Genomic DNA, 15,391 nt, shown 5'->3' with positions numbered 1-15,391 from the left:
TTCGGGGGGCGAGGTGCCCGCTCGCCCGGGGGGGGGCGGCGTCAGGGAGTAGAGAATTTGCATGAGACTGATTTTGCATGATCCGGACGGGGCACAAAACCTCCGCCGGGGAGAAAAGAGAGAAGGCGAGCCGCAGCCCGTTTCCTTCCGAATAGATTCACAATGACGATATAAGCGCGTGGCATGATGGGGGTAAAATTCGTCAAAAAGAGGGGGTTGATTCACCAACGTGCTAATTATCAGTGTATTAGGTAAGTATTATATTTTATTTCCGTGTTTAAACCCTCTCTTGCTTCCCGCAGCCGCATTGATCGCTGCCAATGCGTGAGTGGGCGCTGAATACCGGTCATTCAGTCTTCCCGCGCTCACCGTTTCCGGTAGCTGGAGGGGGTGGTTTCGAACCGGTCCCGGAAGCATTTCCGGAAGTACTTCAGGTCGGTGAAGCCGTAGGTGTAGGCGATCTCGGTGATGGTGCGGTCGGTGTCGATCAGCTGGCGCGCGGCCGCCTGCAGGCGCACCCGTTTGGCAAAGGCCTGAATGGACTCATCGGTAAGCAGTTTGAGCTTACGGTAGAGCACGCTCTGGCTCATGCCCAGTTCCCGGCACAGGTCCGGCACGGAGAAAGCGGACTGCTCGGTCAGTTCCAGCAGTTTGGCCTCCGCCTCCCGCAGGAAGGCCGCTTCACGGGGGTGCTCCCGTTCCCGGTCTTCCAGGCAGTCGTCCTCTTCCCCGGGGGGTTGCAACCGGGCGCGGTTGGCGAGCAGGTTGTGTACCCGGGCCCGCAGGACATCCGGGTCGAATGGCTTGGTCAGGTAGGCATCGGCGCCGACCTCGTAGCCCTCTATCTCGTTGGCCTGGGAGTCTAGTGCCGTGAGCATAATCACCGGAATGTGGCTGGTAGAAGGCTGGGTCTTGATGCGGGTGCAGAACTCCCGACCATCCATCCCGGGCATCATGACGTCCGAGATGATGATGTCCGGAGCGTTGGCCACGGCCAGGGCGTAGCCGGAGGCTCCGTTGTGGGCCGTCAGCACTTCGAAATCGGGGGAGAAGAGCCCCGCCAGGTAGTCGCAGATGTCCACCTGGTCGTCGATTACGAGGAGCAGGGGTTCGCTACCATCTAGGGTTACTTTGCCGGGAGCATCCCTTGGCACCTGCGCTTCGGCGTCTGCTATCTCCGGGCGTGATTCCACGAAGCGTACGTAGGGGAGGCGTTCCAGGTGCGCCCTGCCCCGCGGGAGCCGGAAGGTGAAGGTGGTGCCGTGGCCCGCTTCGCTCCGGACCGAAATCGTTCCCTCGTGGAGTTCGACGAAGCTCTTTGACAGGGAAAGGCCGATGCCCGTGCCGCCCGTGGCCACCGAATTGCTGGCCTGGAAGAAGGGCTGAAAGATATTCTCGATCTCTTCGGCGGCGATTCCCACTCCCCGGTCGCTGATCGCTACCACGACCTCGGTCTCCGCTTCTTGCAATATGATCTCCACCCCCTGCGTCCGCGGGGTAAATTTGAGCGCGTTGGACAGGAGGTTGTCGATAACGATCTGTAGTTGTTCGCGGTCGGCCCAGACGTGCAGGTCGCCCGCACAGGTTAGCGTAAGGGTCACTTCGCGGTCGGCGGCCAGGTAGCGGAATCGGTCGACGGCTTCCCGGCCCACCCTGCCTAGGTCGAGCTTTTCCGCGTTCAGCGGCATTTTGTTGAGTTCCGTGCGACGGAACTGGAGCATGCGCTCGATGAACTTCGTAAGAATATCCGTATTCCTGCGCACGAGCTGGAGCAGTTGGCGCTCCGTGGGGTCGTCCGCGAGCAGCAGTAAATCCTGGACCGGGCCACGAATCAGGGTAAGGGGGGTCTTGAGCTCGTGGGAGAAGTTGGTGTAGAAGCGGAGTTTCTCGTCCGCGAGCTCCCGCTCTCGCTGGCTCGTCTCCTGTTCGTACTGCAGTTTTTGGCGGAGGGCAATGCGGTTGTTATTGGCGCGGATCAGCCGCCAGCCGACCAGCAGAATCAGGGCGGTGTAGAGCAGGTAGGCCGGCCACGTCTTCCACAGGGGCGGACTGATAATAATGGGCAACCGCCGTTCCGCGCCGCCGCCCGCCCGCCGTACCTGAAATACGTAGCGGCCCGGCGGTACCTTGCGGTAGACGGCGGTATTCAGCGGCCCGGCCAGCTGCCAGTCATCCTCGTAGCCCGCCAGGCGGTATTCGATACCGCTAAAGTTGGTGCGCGTATATCCGGGGCGGGAGAACCGGAGGGAAAAGATGTCCTGGTTATGGGTCAGCCGGACCTCCCCGGCGGTATAGATGCTTTCTCCCTCCGGCAATATTCCGGAGCTATCCGGGTACACCGCCTCGCCCAGCACGGTGAGCTGGTTGATGATGATGGGCCGCACGGCGGGCGGCTCCGCTAGTGGGCCGGGCGGGAAGAGGCTGAGTCCGTTCATCCCGCCAATGGCCACGTAATCCAGCCCGGGCACGTAGATCGCGGAGCCGAAATTGTGGGGCCCTTCCAGGATACCGTCCTCGGTCCCGAACGATTGCAGGCGGTTGGTGGACCTGTCGTAGTGGATGACGTTTTGGTTGGTGGTGATCCAGAGGTTGTGCGCCCCGTCCATCGTTACGGCGGAAATGGATCGGTCGCTCATCCGGGCCAGGACGGGGTCAGGTAGGAAAGTACCGGTACGGGTATTGAAGGGGACCACCCCGTGGTTGCGGGAAGCTACCCAGAGGGTATCGCCCCGCTGCAGCAAATCGTGGATCACGTCGTCCCGGTGGGCGGGGTCCCGGCTCCACGGCGACTCTTCCAGGCGGTTCGCTGCCGGGTTGAATTTCAGGAGCCCCTCCCCGTAGGTGCCCATCCACAGGACACCGCCGTCGCCCGACCGGATGGCGCGAATATCAATGTCGGTGATGGCATCCACCCGGCGAACGGTTTCGGTAGGGGCATCGTAGCGGTAGAGGCCCCCGCGGTTGGTGCCGAAATACACCGTTCGGTCGGGTGCCTCGAAAATGCAGCGGATGTCGTTCACCACCAGCTCCGATCCTGCAGATCCTACGGCGTATTGCCGGGTCGTTCCCCTTACGGTATCGCGGTGAAAGAGTCCCGCGCTGTAGGTGCCGAACCAGAGGCCGGTAGACGTATTGGTGATACAGAGTATGGCCTGGCCGTCAAGTTCCGGTATCGCGTTGTTGGTCACCCGACCGGTACTCACGTCCAGCCGGCTCAGCCCCCCGCCGTCGGTCCCTACCCAAAGGTCGGTGGTGCTGGCGGTTTCCAGTCCCCAGGCGATCGGGTAATTCAGCGAATTGGCGGCGAGAACGGAGCGTTCGATGATGGTGCGCACGGTTTCTCCGGCCGGGTCGAAGACGTTGACTCCTCCCCGGTGGGTGCCTACCCAGATTTGGCGGTTGCGGTCCTGAAATAGGTTACTCACCGTATGGTCCGACGGACCGTATACGTCCTCACTCGAAGGGAAGTGGTTCACCAGCCGGTAACCCTCGCCGGTGTCGGTCACTTGAAACAGGCCGTTCGCCCGGGAACCGATCCAGAGTTCACCATTGGCGTCCGGAATTACCGCCAGGTAACCGTCGGGCGGAAGGAGCCGGTTGACACTTGCGTCGACCCGCTTGCCGCCGCTGCCGTCGAAGGCGAGGTGATACACCCCTTTGCTCGTGGCGATCCAGGCGCTGTCTTCGTCTACCACGTAGAGGTCGAGGACGGCCAGGGAAGATTCCCCGCAGATGGCCTCAGCACTCAGGTAATCCGTTTCCCCGTCTTCCAGGTCGTAGCGTAAGACCCCTAGGTTTCCCAGCGACCCCCAGAGGTAGCGACCGGCAATTACGATGTCGTAGATGGGCTGCTGCCCGCCGCCGCGGCTGTCGCCCGCGGAAAAGAGCTGTAGGAGCGACAGGCTGTCCCCCTCCACTTTGAGGATACCATTCTTGTAGGTAGCAAAGTACCGGGTACCCGTAGCGCTTACGGCCATCGAACTGATGCTGCCGGTAAGCTCGTCCGGGCGATATTCCACGATGCGGTCGGTGGCGTAGCTGTAGTAACTTACTCCGCCATCGGTGATGATCCAGACCTGGTTTTCGGCATCCAGGTAGAGATCGTCAACGAAGGTATTCGGCAGGTACCGGTTGCCTCCCTGTCCGCGGGCGAAGCTTTCAAATTCGTCTCCCTGGTACCGGTAGACCCCCTCGGTGGTGCCCACCCAAATTTGCCCCAGGCTGTCCTGCAGGAAGTCGGACACCGGAATGGTGGGAAAGCCCTGCTCACCCGCAAGCCGGTGGAAGCGGCGTTGCGTAAAGAGGTCCTGACCGCTGAGGGCAGTCTGCAGACACAGGTACACTACGACGGTAAGGAGGGAGTGGCTTACGTTCATGCCCCGAAGCTGACACCGGCGAGCAAACACGGACGGCAACGGGGGACAACTAAGGCTGGCGGCAGGGCGGCGTAAAACATGTTGCGGTGAGTGTATAAAAGCGGGTTAAATCGCCTGGTAACCATGTACAACGGTACAGGTGACCTGACAACGATAGGGAAAATACGGCGCGTAAATTAAAAATTGTCGTTTTGACCTTTATTTTTTGTCACTCTGATTGCTGGAAAATCGATTGCGTAGCGTCGGAAATTTCCCGGATAGCAGAAAAGAGTGCGCTACCGCACCAAATGAGAAGTACCGTATCTTTGCCCCCCGAAACTCGCCACCATGAAAGATCTTTTCGACAAGTTCCGCGAATTCAAGGGCCCCCTTGGCCAGTACCAGGACGTGGCCCACGGCTACTTCTCCTTCCCCAAACTGGAAGGTGAGCTGGGTCCCCGTATGACCTTCCGCGGCAAGGAGTGCATCATCTGGAGCATCAACTCCTACCTCGGCATCACCAACCACCCCGACGTACGCAAGGCCGACGCCGAGGCCGCCGCCGAGTACGGCATGGCCTACCCAATGGGTGCGCGTATCATGAGCGGCGAGACCGACGCCCACATCCAGCTGGAGGAGGAGCTCGCCGAGTTTACCCAGAAGGAAGCGGCGCTGCTGCTCAACTTTGGCTACCAGGGCATCATGTCGATCGTCGACGCGCTGCTGACCCGCCACGACGTGGTGGTCTACGACCGCGACGACCACGCCTGCATCATGGACGGTATCCGGATGCACCTGGGCCCCAAGTACGCCTTCACCCACAACGATATCGACCACTTCCTGGTCCGCATGGAGCAGGCCAAGAAGGAGGCGGAGAAGCGCAATTCCGGCATCCTCGTCATCACCGAGGGTGTCTTCGGTATGCGCGGCGAGCAGGGCATCCTGAAGGAGATCTGCCAGTACAAGGAGAAGTACGGCTTCCGCCTGCTGGTCGACGACGCCCACGGCTTCGGTACCATGGGCGCCACCGGCGCCGGCGCCGGCGAGGAGCAGGGCGTACAGGACCAGATCGACGTCTACTTCTCGACCTTCGCCAAAGCCATGTCCGGCTTCGGCGCCTTCGTGAGCGCCGACCGTGACATCATCGAGTTCATGCGCTACAACCTGCGCAGCCAGGTCTTCGCCAAGAGCCTCTGCATGCCGATGGTGAAGGGTGCCCTGGCCCGCCTCAAGCTCCTGCGTGAGCAGCCCGAACTGCGCGAGAAACTGTGGAAGAACGTCCACCACCTGCAGAACGGCCTCCGCGAGGCCGGCTTCGACATCGGCAACACCGGTGCCTGCGTGACGCCCGTCTTCATGAAGGGCTCGCCCTACGAGGCCGGCGCGCTGATCTATGACATGCGCGAGACCTACGGCATCTTCTGCTCCGTGGTGCTGCCGCCCGTCATCCCGAAGGGCCAGCTGATCCTGCGCCTCATCCCCACCGCCGAGCACTCGGAGGAGGACATCCAGACCACCATCGACGCCTTCAAGGCCGTCCGCTCCAAGCTGGAGGACGGTACGTATGACAAGATGGGGGAGATGTTCCGGGCCGGGGAGATCAACGTGGTGTAAGTCAGCAATTTCGACCTACGAAGAAGGGGTCCCGCGGCGTTTGCCACGGGACCCCTTCTCTCTTTTAGCGGTTACGCCTTCCTTTAGCCCGGGTCGTCAGACCCCAGCAGGCTCTTGCTGAGATCGTCGATCAAAGCATTCAGTTCGGCGTCCTTGGCGACGAAGTTGTCCACACTGTCCAGTTCCGTATTGACGCTGATGTAGTACTTGATCTTCGGCTCGGTGCCCGACGGCCGGGCGGTGATGACGTAGCCTTCCTCGGTAAGGAATTGCATCACGTTCGACTTGGGCAGGTCAATGGTGGTTTCCGCTTTCCCGTCGAAGGAGTAGGCCTTGGAAGTCTGGTAGTCCTTGACCCGGACGATTTTCTTGCCGCCGAGCTCCTGCGGGGGATTTTCCCGGTAGCCCTGCATCAGCTCGCTGATTTCCTCGGCTCCCTTTTTGCCGCCCTTCGTCAGTGAGATCAGTTCTTCCTTGTAGAATCCGTACTTGACGTAGATCTCCTGGAGGGTCTGGTAGAGGGTTTTGCCCTCGTGCTTGTAGTAAGCCGCCATCTCGGCGATGATGTTACAGGCCACTACCGCGTCCTTGTCGCGTACGTGGTCGCCGATCAGGTAGCCGTAGCTTTCCTCGGCCCCCGCGATGTAGGTCTCCTTTCCTTCGAGTTTGGTCATGAGGGCACCGATGTACTTGAAGCCGGTCAGCAGGTTGTAGCAGGTTACCCCGTTGGCCTCGGCGATCTCGTCGATGAGGTTGGTCGTTACGATGGTCTTGGCGATGTACTCGTTACCGTCAAGTTTTCCCTGCTCCTTCCACTGCCCGATCAGGTAATTGAAGATGAGGGTACCGGTCTGGTTTCCGTTGAGGAGTACGTGCTCGCCCTCGTTGTTCTTTACGGCAATGCCTACCCGGTCGGCGTCGGGATCGGTGGCCATCACGAGATCGGCGTCCTTTTCCTTGGCTAGTTTCAGGGCCAGGGTAAGGGCCTCCTTCTCTTCCGGATTGGGGTAAACCACTGTCGGGAAATCACCGCTCGTGACCAATTGCTCCTTGACCAGGCTTACGTTGGTGAAGCCCAGCTCCTTCAGCGCCCGGGGCACCAGGTCGACACCGGCGCCGTGGATGGGCGAATAGACGATTTTCAGGTCCTTCTCCTGCTTGACCACCCCGGGATTGATGCTCGCCGCCAGGACGCTTTCTATAAACAGCTTATCGATCTTCTCGCCGATACTTTCGATCAACCCGGGATTCCCTTCAAACTTGATGGCGTCGTTCGACTGGATGGCATTTACCTCGGCGATGATGCCCTTGTCGTGGGGGGTCACTACCTGGCCGCCGTCGGACCAGTACACCTTATAGCCACTGTATTCCTTCGGATTGTGGGAGGCAGTAAGCATAATGCCGCTTTGGCAGCCCAGTTCCCGGATCGCGAAAGAGAGCTCGGGCGTAGGGCGAAGGCCTTCGAAGAAATAGACGTGAATACCGTTTGCGGAGAAGATATCCGCCGCGGTCTGGGCAAAGAATTCCGCGTTGTTCCGGTTGTCGTGGGCGATGGCTACCTTGATCTGCTCGTCGGGAAACTGCTTTTTCAGGTAGTTGCTCAGGCCCTGGGTGGCCGAGCCGATGGTGTACTTGTTGATGCGGTTGGAGCCGACGCCCATGATGCCGCGGAGACCGCCCGTACCGAATTCGAGGTCCTTGTAAAAGGCATCGGTCAGTTCGTTCGTTTTCTCCTGCGCTACGAGTTCCCGGAGGGTAGATTTCGTCTGTTCATCGTAATCGCCTTCCAGCCAGTTGTTTACTTTACTCTTTATTTTCGGGTCAAGATTCATGCGTGCGTGGTTTAAAGCGAGTAGGATGGTTGGGATTCGTTCTTACGTAAACGAATGCTTCGGAGTGAGTCCCGGCGTACCCGGTACGGTAACCTGACTTCCAGGGTTGGCGAAAATAGGGTTTCTACCGCAATAGCCGCCAGCCCTGCCGGCCGTCGTCGGTAATACCTGATCAGTACCGCCAGGAAGTGAGGTCCGCCCCCGCCGGCGCCAGCTCCGATACCTTACCCGCCCACTTCGGAATGAACATCCGGTGGTACCGCAGCCGGCTGATCGCGTTGGGCTGCGTGGGATCGCCGTTCCAGCAGTGCTCGGCGCGGTCGCCGTAGGTGATCTCCCCGCCGAAGTCGACGCGGCGGAGGAAGTCCTCGGCCAGGTAGACGGCGTTGTTGAGGTAGTAGTTGTCCATGTCGCCCACGTAGATGTTAAGCTTGCCGCGGAGCTTCGGACCCAGTTCGGCCCAGTCGCGCTGGAGGATGTGGGTGAGGTCGTAGTTCTCCCGCCAGTATTCGGCTACTTCAGGGTCGATCTGCCCGGAGACCTTGTCCCAGATCCGCCGCGGGTAGCCGTCTGGCCCCACTGGACTGTAGACCGCCTCCCAGATATCCCACTGCTGTCCGCTGCGGCTGCGGTCGCCGAGGACCAGCTCCCGCTGGTTCATCTCGCGCAGGCTGCTCGACACGTGGCCCAGGCTGTCGCGGTGGCCCGGCCGCTCGGTGTGCTTAAAGCGGCTGTCGAGGTAGTAGGCGTTGGCGTCCTCGTAGAGGTTGACGACGGTGTAGGCCCGGAAGTCGATGGGGTCGGGGCAGGCGGCGTAGCAGGTGCCGTATTCGTCGGGGTACTTTACCTGCACGGCCAGCGCCTCCCAGCCGCCGGTACTGCCGCCGTAGACGAAGCGCGCCCAGCCCTCACCGATGCCGCGGAAGCGCCGCTCGATCTCGGGGATCAGCTCGTAGGTGATGGCGTCCCCGTAGGGCCCCAGGTTCTCGGAGTTGACGGCGTAGCTGTCGTCGTAGTAGGGATTGGCGTGCTGGATCTCGACGGCGATGACGCGGGGGAAGTCGGGGCCCGTCCACAGCCGGTAAAAATCGTATGCCTCCTGCTCCACGGTGCGGTTGTAGCAGTCGAGTCCGAAGCGGGCACTGTAGACGCAGGGCTGCGTCGTGTCGGGCGGGGTGGTGCGCCAGCCGCCGAAGTCGCTCGGAAAGTGGCCGTGCATGATCGCCAGGGGATACGCCACGTTGGGGTGGTCGGCCCAGCCTTCCGGCAGCAACACGTGGGCGCCGAGGTACATATCGCGGCCCCAGAATTCACTCAGGAGTTCCGAGCGGATACGAATGTGCTTGACGTACTCCGTATCCTCCGGTTGCTCGATCTCCGGAATGGCGTGGTCAAGGGTCAGTTCGATCGGCCCGGCGCGCCCGTCGGTGATCGTCACCTGCACCGGGGTACTCAGCAGATTGCCGGGTGCCAGGTTCCATTGCTGCCCCTCGCCGCGGTCCATGGGCAATTTGACCGTGTGGCCGTCGGCGCGCCGGAAGGTTTCGTAGCGGTGCAGCAGGGCCTGGGCCTGATAGGTCCCGTTGGGCAGGTCGGCCAGGGAGGCGACGGGATAGCCGTAGGCGGTGGCGGCGTCGACGGTCACCCGGCTGCCGGGTTGCCAACCGTCCGCGTTCTGGGCGAAAAGTAACTGCGTTTCCGGCCCGTCGGAGATCTGGAAGCGGGGCTCGGCGCTCGTGTCCGTGGACAGCATCACCATAAGCCTGCCATCGAGGGCGCTATCGGCGAGGCTTTCCGGCAGCAGGACGGAGAAGGCAGTCTGGGCGCGGACGCAGGTGCAGAGGGCAACGACGAGGACGAAGAGCAGGCGGGTTCGCATGGCAGGAAGCGTGGCTTAGGGTAGCCAAGCTACGGGAATGCCCGGGATATAGCCGGACAGGTTCACCACGGGGGGCCGGACCGGGGGGCTGGCTACATCCGCGAATTACGTATCCGCTCTGTGGCCGGCCGCGCCTGTGCCGCGGGCGACCCGTGTGACCGCCCCCTGCGCGCTCGGAGGGCGCAGTGTACTTCCGCTGCCGGAGGCAGCCTCCTACAGCAGTTCCTCGCGGTAGAGGATGGGCTCCCGGTACTCCTTGCGCAGGGTATAGCGGATCACGTCGAAGGCCGTGATTACCCCCCGCAGGAGGCCGTCCCGGTTGACGACCGGAATAGTCTTGAACCGTTTGTCCATGAAGAGCTCGGCGGCGGTACCGACTTTGTCGGTGGGGGCCAGCTTGACCACGTGGGTATTCATGACCTCCGCTACCGGGCGGGATTCGCTGCCGGGGTTCTCGCGGCAGTCGCGCCAGAGATCGTAGGACGTAATGAGGCCGACGAGCTTGCCGGTCGCATCGACGACGGGCAGTTGCTGCAGCTGCTCGCGAAGCAGGAGGCGGGCCACGTCACCAACGGTTTGTTCGGGGTAGGCGGTTACGACCTCCGTGGTCATGATCGTCCGCACGGCTTCATTCATCATGGGAATTGGCGTTTGCGGCTTCTCGGGGCTATCGGATGTATAAGGTACGGGATTTTTGCCGCAACTTACCCTCCCGCAACCGCCAACTTTCCCGCCGGCGCTTGCGTACCTTCGGTAACTCCTCCGCCTACCCCATCCATGGACCCCGTCCGCGCTATCTACCTTGCCGCCCTCTGTCTGATCCTCCTCGGGGCGGTCCTTACCTGGCAGACGGGCGACGTCCAGTCCGAGCTGTTGCTGCTGCCCCTCATCGCGGCGGCCGGTGCCTATACCCTGGCCCCCCAGCTGCGCTGGTGGTACTGGAAGAAGAACCCCCCCGACCTGCCCGTGGAGCTGGCCCCGCTGCTGGATCGCTTTCCCCTCTACCGTGCCCTCGACCTGGAGGGCAAGCGCGACTTCCGCCGTCGCACCTTCCTGATCCGGGAGGCCACCGATTTTCAGGGCATGGCCATCGAAACCATCCCCGCCGATGTGCGCCTGATGGTGGCGGCCTCCGCGGCTACCGTCACCTTCTACCGGGAAGAGTTCCTGGTGCCGGCCTTCGAGAACGTGATCTTCTACCCCCACCTCTTTCCGACCCCCGAACACGAGGTGCTGCACGCCTCGGAGATGTACCCCGAGGATGGCGTCATCATCTGGACGCTGACCTACTTCGTCCGCTCCGTGGTGGAACCCGACAAGTACCTTCAGCTGGGCTTTTACGAGTACGGCCGCGCCCTTTTCCACGCCGACCCCGCCGTGCGCAGGGCCCTGGAAGACCACCTGCTTTCCCCCGATGAGGTATACCGGCTCACCGGGTTTTCGGAAACGGCACTACAGGGCTTCATCGGACTGGAGGACCTGGATCCGGCAGCCATCACCCTCACGGTGTTCCACAGTCACGCCCCCACCTTCGCCGCCCATCACCCCGAGCGGTTCGCGGCGATCCTGGCCCTGTTCCCATTGCGGCTGCCCGCGGTGGGGTAGGCACGCGGAACCGCCGTACGCCCGTCGACCGTTACCTTTGGTCATTACCCTATGGAAGACCCCAGCACCCGCGACCCCGCCCCCGAAAACGACCCTGTTTCGCAACCTTCCCTCGGGGAGCTATCGCAGGATATGCCCCAGGAACGGCCCGCCCTGGCGCAGCTGCACGCCGCCGCCGAGGAAATCCGTCGTGAGGTAGGTAAGCTTATCGTGGGGCAGCGCGAACTGGTCGACCTGCTCATCGTCTCCCTGCTCGCCGGCGGCCACGTACTGGTGGAGGGGGTTCCGGGGATTGCCAAGACCCTCACGGCGCGGCTGGTGGCCCGCACCGTGGACGCCAGCTACAGCCGCATTCAGTTCACCCCCGACCTGATGCCCAGTGACGTCACGGGTACTACCGTGCTCAACGCCACGGCCGGCCGCTTCGACTTTCATCCGGGCCCGATCTTCGGCAACGTGGTGCTGATCGACGAGATCAACCGCGCGCCGGCCAAGACGCAGGCCGCCCTCTTCGAGGTGATGGCCGAACAGCAGGTGACGGTGGACGGCGTCACCCACTCCCTGCCCGATCCCTTCTTCGTGATCGCGACCCAGAACCCCATCGAGCAGGAGGGAACCTACCGCCTGCCGGAGGCCCAGCTCGACCGTTTTCTGCTGCGCGTGGTGGTCGACTACCCCAACCAGCAGGAGGAACGCGATATCCTTTACCGGTTCCGCAATGATTTTCGCCAGCGGCAGCTGGAGGACGTGCGGCCCGTACTCACGCGCGACCAGGTAGCCGAATACCGCGCCGTCGTGGAGAGCGTGCACATCCGGGACGAGCTCCTCGACTACATCGCCGACCTGGTCCACCGTACGCGTACGCACCCCGACCTGTACCTGGGGGCCAGTCCGCGTGCCTCGCTGGCTATTCTCCGACTTTCCAAGGCCGTAGCCGCGCTGGAGGGCCGCGACTTCGTGACCCCCGACGATATTCAGCTGGTCGCCTACCCCGCCCTGAACCACCGCATCATCCTCACCCCGGAGCGGGAAATGGAGGGACACGCCGCGGCGGACGTGATCGGCGAAATACTCAAGGCGATCGAGATCCCCCGGTAGGCTACCGGGCTTGTGGTTTGAGTGCTTCGCCGTCCTCGCTTTTTGTTAAACATGGAGGCACTGGGGATCACTTACTTCGCCTGCTTCGCAGTCTTGGATTCAATTTGACCACAGAGGCACGGAGAAGCACAGAGGGGGACTGCTTCGCAGTTTTAGCTAATTGGACCACAGAGAAGCACAGAGGATAGAGTGCTGCGTAGTCTGAATATAAAACAATTTGTTGTTTAAAAAAACTTTGCATTTCTTTGGTGTTGTAACCGCTTAGAGAAATGGAATTGAATGACCTCACGTACCGCGTCCGCGGTGCAGCTTTTCGAGTGCATAGCCTCTTGGGGCCCGGGCTTTTCGAATCTGTATAGGAGATATGTCTGGCCCGCGAATTGACAAAGCAAGGAATGCACGTAGAGCGACAAAGAGTACTTCCTGTTCATTACGATGGAATTGACCTGAAGATCGGCTATCTGCTGGATTTGGTAGTTGATAACCGGCTGATCGTTGAGCTTAAAGCCGCTAAACAACTGACACCTACCGACGCAGCTCAGCTGCTGACATACATGAAATTGAGCTAAATCGGATTGGGGCTACTGATGAACTTCAATGTCGCCGAAATGAAGGACGGAATTCGCCGGTACATTCTCTGACCGAGCGCAGCGAGGTCGACTCCGTACCCCGCTGTGCCTCCGTGGTGAAACCCCTACATCCGCGGTCAACCCCAAATTTTAGCGCTCCGACTCTACATTGCCAATCACTCCCCGGCGAAGGCCGCCGCGATCTTCTTCATTCGCCGGCTATTCACGCCCAGGTCGCTGTGGCCCACCCGGCTGGCGCTGCGGTAGTGGATCACCTGGGCCTCGGGGTCGAGGATGAACTCCACGTCGTCAATGTAGGGGATCGGCCAGGTCTGAAAGGTGTAATGCAGGTAGTAGCCGTCCTCCTCGATGAGGGTGGTCCGGGACATGTCCGCGATGGTCCGCTTGAGTTTCTCCAGGGCTTGCTCCGGGCTGCCGGTGAAGGGCAGTGGATCGCGCTTCTTCTTCGCCTGGGTACTTTGGGTACTGACGCAGTTGGGAGATTCGGGGCAGGGTTTCAGCTGGCGCGTCATGGTGTCGTTTGGGTAGACAAGCGCCCGCAGCGCTGCTTTGTTCGTGGCCGGGGCGGGCAGCGCCAGGCTGCTCCGGACGCTACCACCGGGCAGGCCCCGTATTTCCGCCAGTAACTGCAGGTTCCCGGCTTCGTCGGGGAGGAAATGCAGCAGGCCGTAATTGCGCTCGGTGACCAGAGGCCCGAGGCGCTTATCGTTGGGCTCGTCGCTGCCCGAATAGGCGTGGGTAAGGCCGCTCGAGGTCATTTCGTAGATCCGGTAGCCATCCACCGTATCCGACATGAACTCCGCCAGGTGACGGTCGCCGCTCAACAGCAGGGGAAGGGCGGGGCGGGTTTCGGCCAGGAGGTTTAGCAGCCGGGTGCGGGCGGCGGGGAAGTTGGCCCACTTCTCGTACCCGTGGTCCGTTGGCAGTACCTGAATGCTGCTTGCTATGAGGTGGGCGGCGGCGTCGCTGTCGGTCAGTTCATCGCGCAGCCAGGCCCACTGCGCTTCGCCCAGGATGTCCCCGGTCGGGTTGGCGCCGTACCGGTCACCGGGGCGGGAGCCGGGGGGCAGCGCATCCCGGAAATAACGGGTATCGAGGAGAATGACCTTCACATCACCCACGCGGTACGCCTGGTATACGCCGTCGCGGTTGCGCACGTCGGCGGCGTCCGGTACCCGCAGAAAGTCAAGTAGCAGGGCCTTTGCCGCATCCTTCACCGGCCATTCTTGGCCAGCGTCGTTGCGGCCGTAGTCGTGATCGTCCCAGGTCCCGTAGACGACGGGGGTTTGCCGGACGAAGGCCGCGTATTCTGGCGCGCGCTGTTGGCGGGAGAAGGCGCGGGCCATTTCCTCCATATCGTCGGTATCGGCGTAGACGTTGTCACCGAGCCAGAGCCAGGCCGCCGGATGGTGTCGGGCGATGGTATTCCAGTAGGTTTGGTCCTCGTCCTCGCGGTTGCAACTGCCGAAGGCGATCGTGACGCCGCGGTCCGCCACTTCCAGGCTGCGCTGATCGGTGGACACCGGGGGGCGCCACGAGGTATAGGCTTTCGCGCAGAGGTAGATCAGAAAAACGGAGGCCAGCAGCCCCGTCAGCAGGAAGCGTTTCTTACGCATACCGCCGCCGTACCAGGTCAATAAACTCTTTGGCGGTTTCCTCCCGCTCCTCCTCCGCCCAGCGGTGCTCCTGGGCCAGGTCGACCAGCAGGGGCTTGGCGTTGTCGAAGCTACCCCGCAGGTTGAGCTCCTTCAGGGCGGCGTTGAGTTCCTCGTTGTCGCGGAATAATTTCTTGGAAAAGAGCACCCGGTTGTTGATGCTCAGGGAGCGGGTCAGGTCAGTGACCCGCTGCCGCATCAGGCGGTTGGCGAGTCCGCCGTCGTCGGTATCCTGAAAGAGCTTCTGCACGCCCGGGCCGGTGTTCGGAGCGGGCGACGGCTGGGGCGGATTGGGGGCCGGGCGCTTGAATTCGGGGTTGATCTTCGCGGTATGCTCAGCCACGGGGGGAGCAGGCGGCGGGGGCACCGGTACGTCGGGAGCCTCGGGCGGGGACGCGGGTGCGGGGGCCTCCGGGCGGGGGGCAGGGGCCGGTGGTTCCGGCTTCGGCGCGGGCACTTCGGGCGCCGGCGACGGGTGGGTCGGTGCGGGCTTGGGCGATGGCGGGGCGGGCTTCGGATCGGGAAGCTCGGCGGGCGTCGGCTTGCGCGGGGCGTCGGTGCCCGCGTCCAGGTAGACGGCGTACAGGTCGCGCAGGTACCCGAGCATCAGGTCGCGCTCCAGGCGGGAGGGCGCGTCGTCTTCGTCGTCCAACTGCAAGCTGCGGTGCAGGGCAGTGATGCGGCTGAGGAGTTTGTCGGCCTTGGTCTGGGACATGGGTGCTGGATTTTTGATACCTTCGGCCGCCAAAATACGGCGGCGCTT

10 protein-coding genes are annotated in these 15,391 nt (G+C 62.1%); 4 read left to right on the top strand and 6 right to left on the bottom strand.

Going from position 1 to position 15,391, the window contains the following annotated elements; all coding sequences use genetic code 11:
* Positions 1 to 365: 365 nt before the first annotated feature.
* Complete coding sequence (locus DQG19_RS15600; RefSeq protein WP_116127214.1) at positions 366 to 4,376, bottom strand: ATP-binding protein; 4,011 nt, start codon at positions 4,374 to 4,376, stop codon at positions 366 to 368.
* A 327-nt stretch (positions 4,377 to 4,703) separates the two neighbouring features.
* On the opposite strand from DQG19_RS15600, the gene DQG19_RS15595 reads away from it, so the two are divergent.
* Complete coding sequence (locus tag DQG19_RS15595) at positions 4,704 to 5,969, top strand: aminotransferase class I/II-fold pyridoxal phosphate-dependent enzyme (RefSeq protein ID WP_116127213.1); 1,266 nt, start codon at positions 4,704 to 4,706, stop codon at positions 5,967 to 5,969.
* A gap of 83 nt (positions 5,970 to 6,052) precedes the next feature.
* On the opposite strand, the gene DQG19_RS15590 is transcribed toward DQG19_RS15595, so the two are convergent.
* The 3 genes from DQG19_RS15590 to DQG19_RS15580 all read right to left on the bottom strand — a co-directional run bounded on the left by DQG19_RS15590 (position 6,053) and on the right by DQG19_RS15580 (position 10,319).
* Complete coding sequence (locus tag DQG19_RS15590) at positions 6,053 to 7,801, bottom strand: phospho-sugar mutase (protein WP_116127212.1); 1,749 nt, start codon at positions 7,799 to 7,801, stop codon at positions 6,053 to 6,055.
* Between the two features lie 172 nt (positions 7,802 to 7,973).
* On the bottom strand, positions 7,974 to 9,680 hold the full coding sequence (locus DQG19_RS15585) for an alpha/beta hydrolase-fold protein (RefSeq protein ID WP_116127211.1): 1,707 nt from the start codon (positions 9,678 to 9,680) through the stop codon (positions 7,974 to 7,976).
* Between the two features lie 213 nt (positions 9,681 to 9,893).
* On the bottom strand, positions 9,894 to 10,319 hold the full coding sequence (locus DQG19_RS15580) for an HPP family protein (protein WP_116127210.1): 426 nt from the start codon (positions 10,317 to 10,319) through the stop codon (positions 9,894 to 9,896).
* Positions 10,320 to 10,457: 138 nt separating this feature from the next.
* On the opposite strand from DQG19_RS15580, the gene DQG19_RS15575 reads away from it, so the two are divergent.
* The 3 genes from DQG19_RS15575 (at position 10,458) to DQG19_RS21390 (ending at position 12,952) form a co-directional block, all read left to right on the top strand.
* Positions 10,458 to 11,285, top strand: coding sequence for a zinc-dependent peptidase (locus DQG19_RS15575; RefSeq protein WP_116127209.1), 828 nt, complete (start codon positions 10,458 to 10,460; stop codon positions 11,283 to 11,285).
* A 51-nt stretch (positions 11,286 to 11,336) separates the two neighbouring features.
* On the top strand, positions 11,337 to 12,383 hold the full coding sequence (locus tag DQG19_RS15570; RefSeq protein ID WP_198661769.1) for an AAA family ATPase: 1,047 nt from the start codon (positions 11,337 to 11,339) through the stop codon (positions 12,381 to 12,383).
* Positions 12,384 to 12,745: 362 nt separating this feature from the next.
* Positions 12,746 to 12,952 (top strand): GxxExxY protein, encoded by a 207-nt coding sequence (locus tag DQG19_RS21390; protein WP_317127878.1) that lies wholly within the window; start codon positions 12,746 to 12,748, stop codon positions 12,950 to 12,952.
* A gap of 176 nt (positions 12,953 to 13,128) precedes the next feature.
* On the opposite strand, the gene DQG19_RS15560 is transcribed toward DQG19_RS21390, so the two are convergent.
* Both DQG19_RS15560 and DQG19_RS15555 read right to left on the bottom strand, forming a co-directional pair.
* Positions 13,129 to 14,589: a DUF1499 domain-containing protein gene (locus tag DQG19_RS15560; protein ID WP_116127208.1), complete on the bottom strand. Its 1,461-nt coding sequence runs from the start codon at positions 14,587 to 14,589 to the stop codon at positions 13,129 to 13,131.
* Positions 14,582 to 15,343, bottom strand: coding sequence for a hypothetical protein (locus tag DQG19_RS15555; protein WP_116127207.1), 762 nt, complete (start codon positions 15,341 to 15,343; stop codon positions 14,582 to 14,584). The genes DQG19_RS15560 and DQG19_RS15555 overlap by 8 nt, the downstream gene beginning before the upstream one ends.
* Positions 15,344 to 15,391 lie beyond the last annotated feature (48 nt).

The organism is Lewinella sp. IMCC34183 (genome assembly GCF_003390915.1).
In the GTDB taxonomy this organism is placed as follows: Bacteria; Bacteroidota; Bacteroidia; order Chitinophagales; family Saprospiraceae; genus Neolewinella.
Note: the sequence above shows the minus strand (reverse complement) of the source record. Positions and strands in the feature narration are given on the sequence as shown.

What these genes read in the sequence shown, in the direction of transcription:
- DQG19_RS15580 (WP_116127210.1), bottom strand. Translation starts at nt 10,319, where the DNA reads ATGATGAATGAAGCCGTGCGGACGATCATGACCACGGAGGTCGTAACC.
- DQG19_RS15570 (WP_198661769.1), top strand. Translation starts at nt 11,337, where the DNA reads ATGGAAGACCCCAGCACCCGCGACCCCGCCCCCGAAAACGACCCTGTT.
- DQG19_RS15555 (WP_116127207.1), bottom strand. Translation starts at nt 15,343, where the DNA reads ATGTCCCAGACCAAGGCCGACAAACTCCTCAGCCGCATCACTGCCCTG.
- DQG19_RS15590 (WP_116127212.1), bottom strand. Translation starts at nt 7,801, where the DNA reads ATGAATCTTGACCCGAAAATAAAGAGTAAAGTAAACAACTGGCTGGAA.
- DQG19_RS15560 (WP_116127208.1), bottom strand. Translation starts at nt 14,589, where the DNA reads ATGCGTAAGAAACGCTTCCTGCTGACGGGGCTGCTGGCCTCCGTTTTT.
- DQG19_RS15600 (WP_116127214.1), bottom strand. Translation starts at nt 4,376, where the DNA reads ATGAACGTAAGCCACTCCCTCCTTACCGTCGTAGTGTACCTGTGTCTG.
- DQG19_RS15575 (WP_116127209.1), top strand. Translation starts at nt 10,458, where the DNA reads ATGGACCCCGTCCGCGCTATCTACCTTGCCGCCCTCTGTCTGATCCTC.
- DQG19_RS15585 (WP_116127211.1), bottom strand. Translation starts at nt 9,680, where the DNA reads ATGCGAACCCGCCTGCTCTTCGTCCTCGTCGTTGCCCTCTGCACCTGC.
- DQG19_RS15595 (WP_116127213.1), top strand. Translation starts at nt 4,704, where the DNA reads ATGAAAGATCTTTTCGACAAGTTCCGCGAATTCAAGGGCCCCCTTGGC.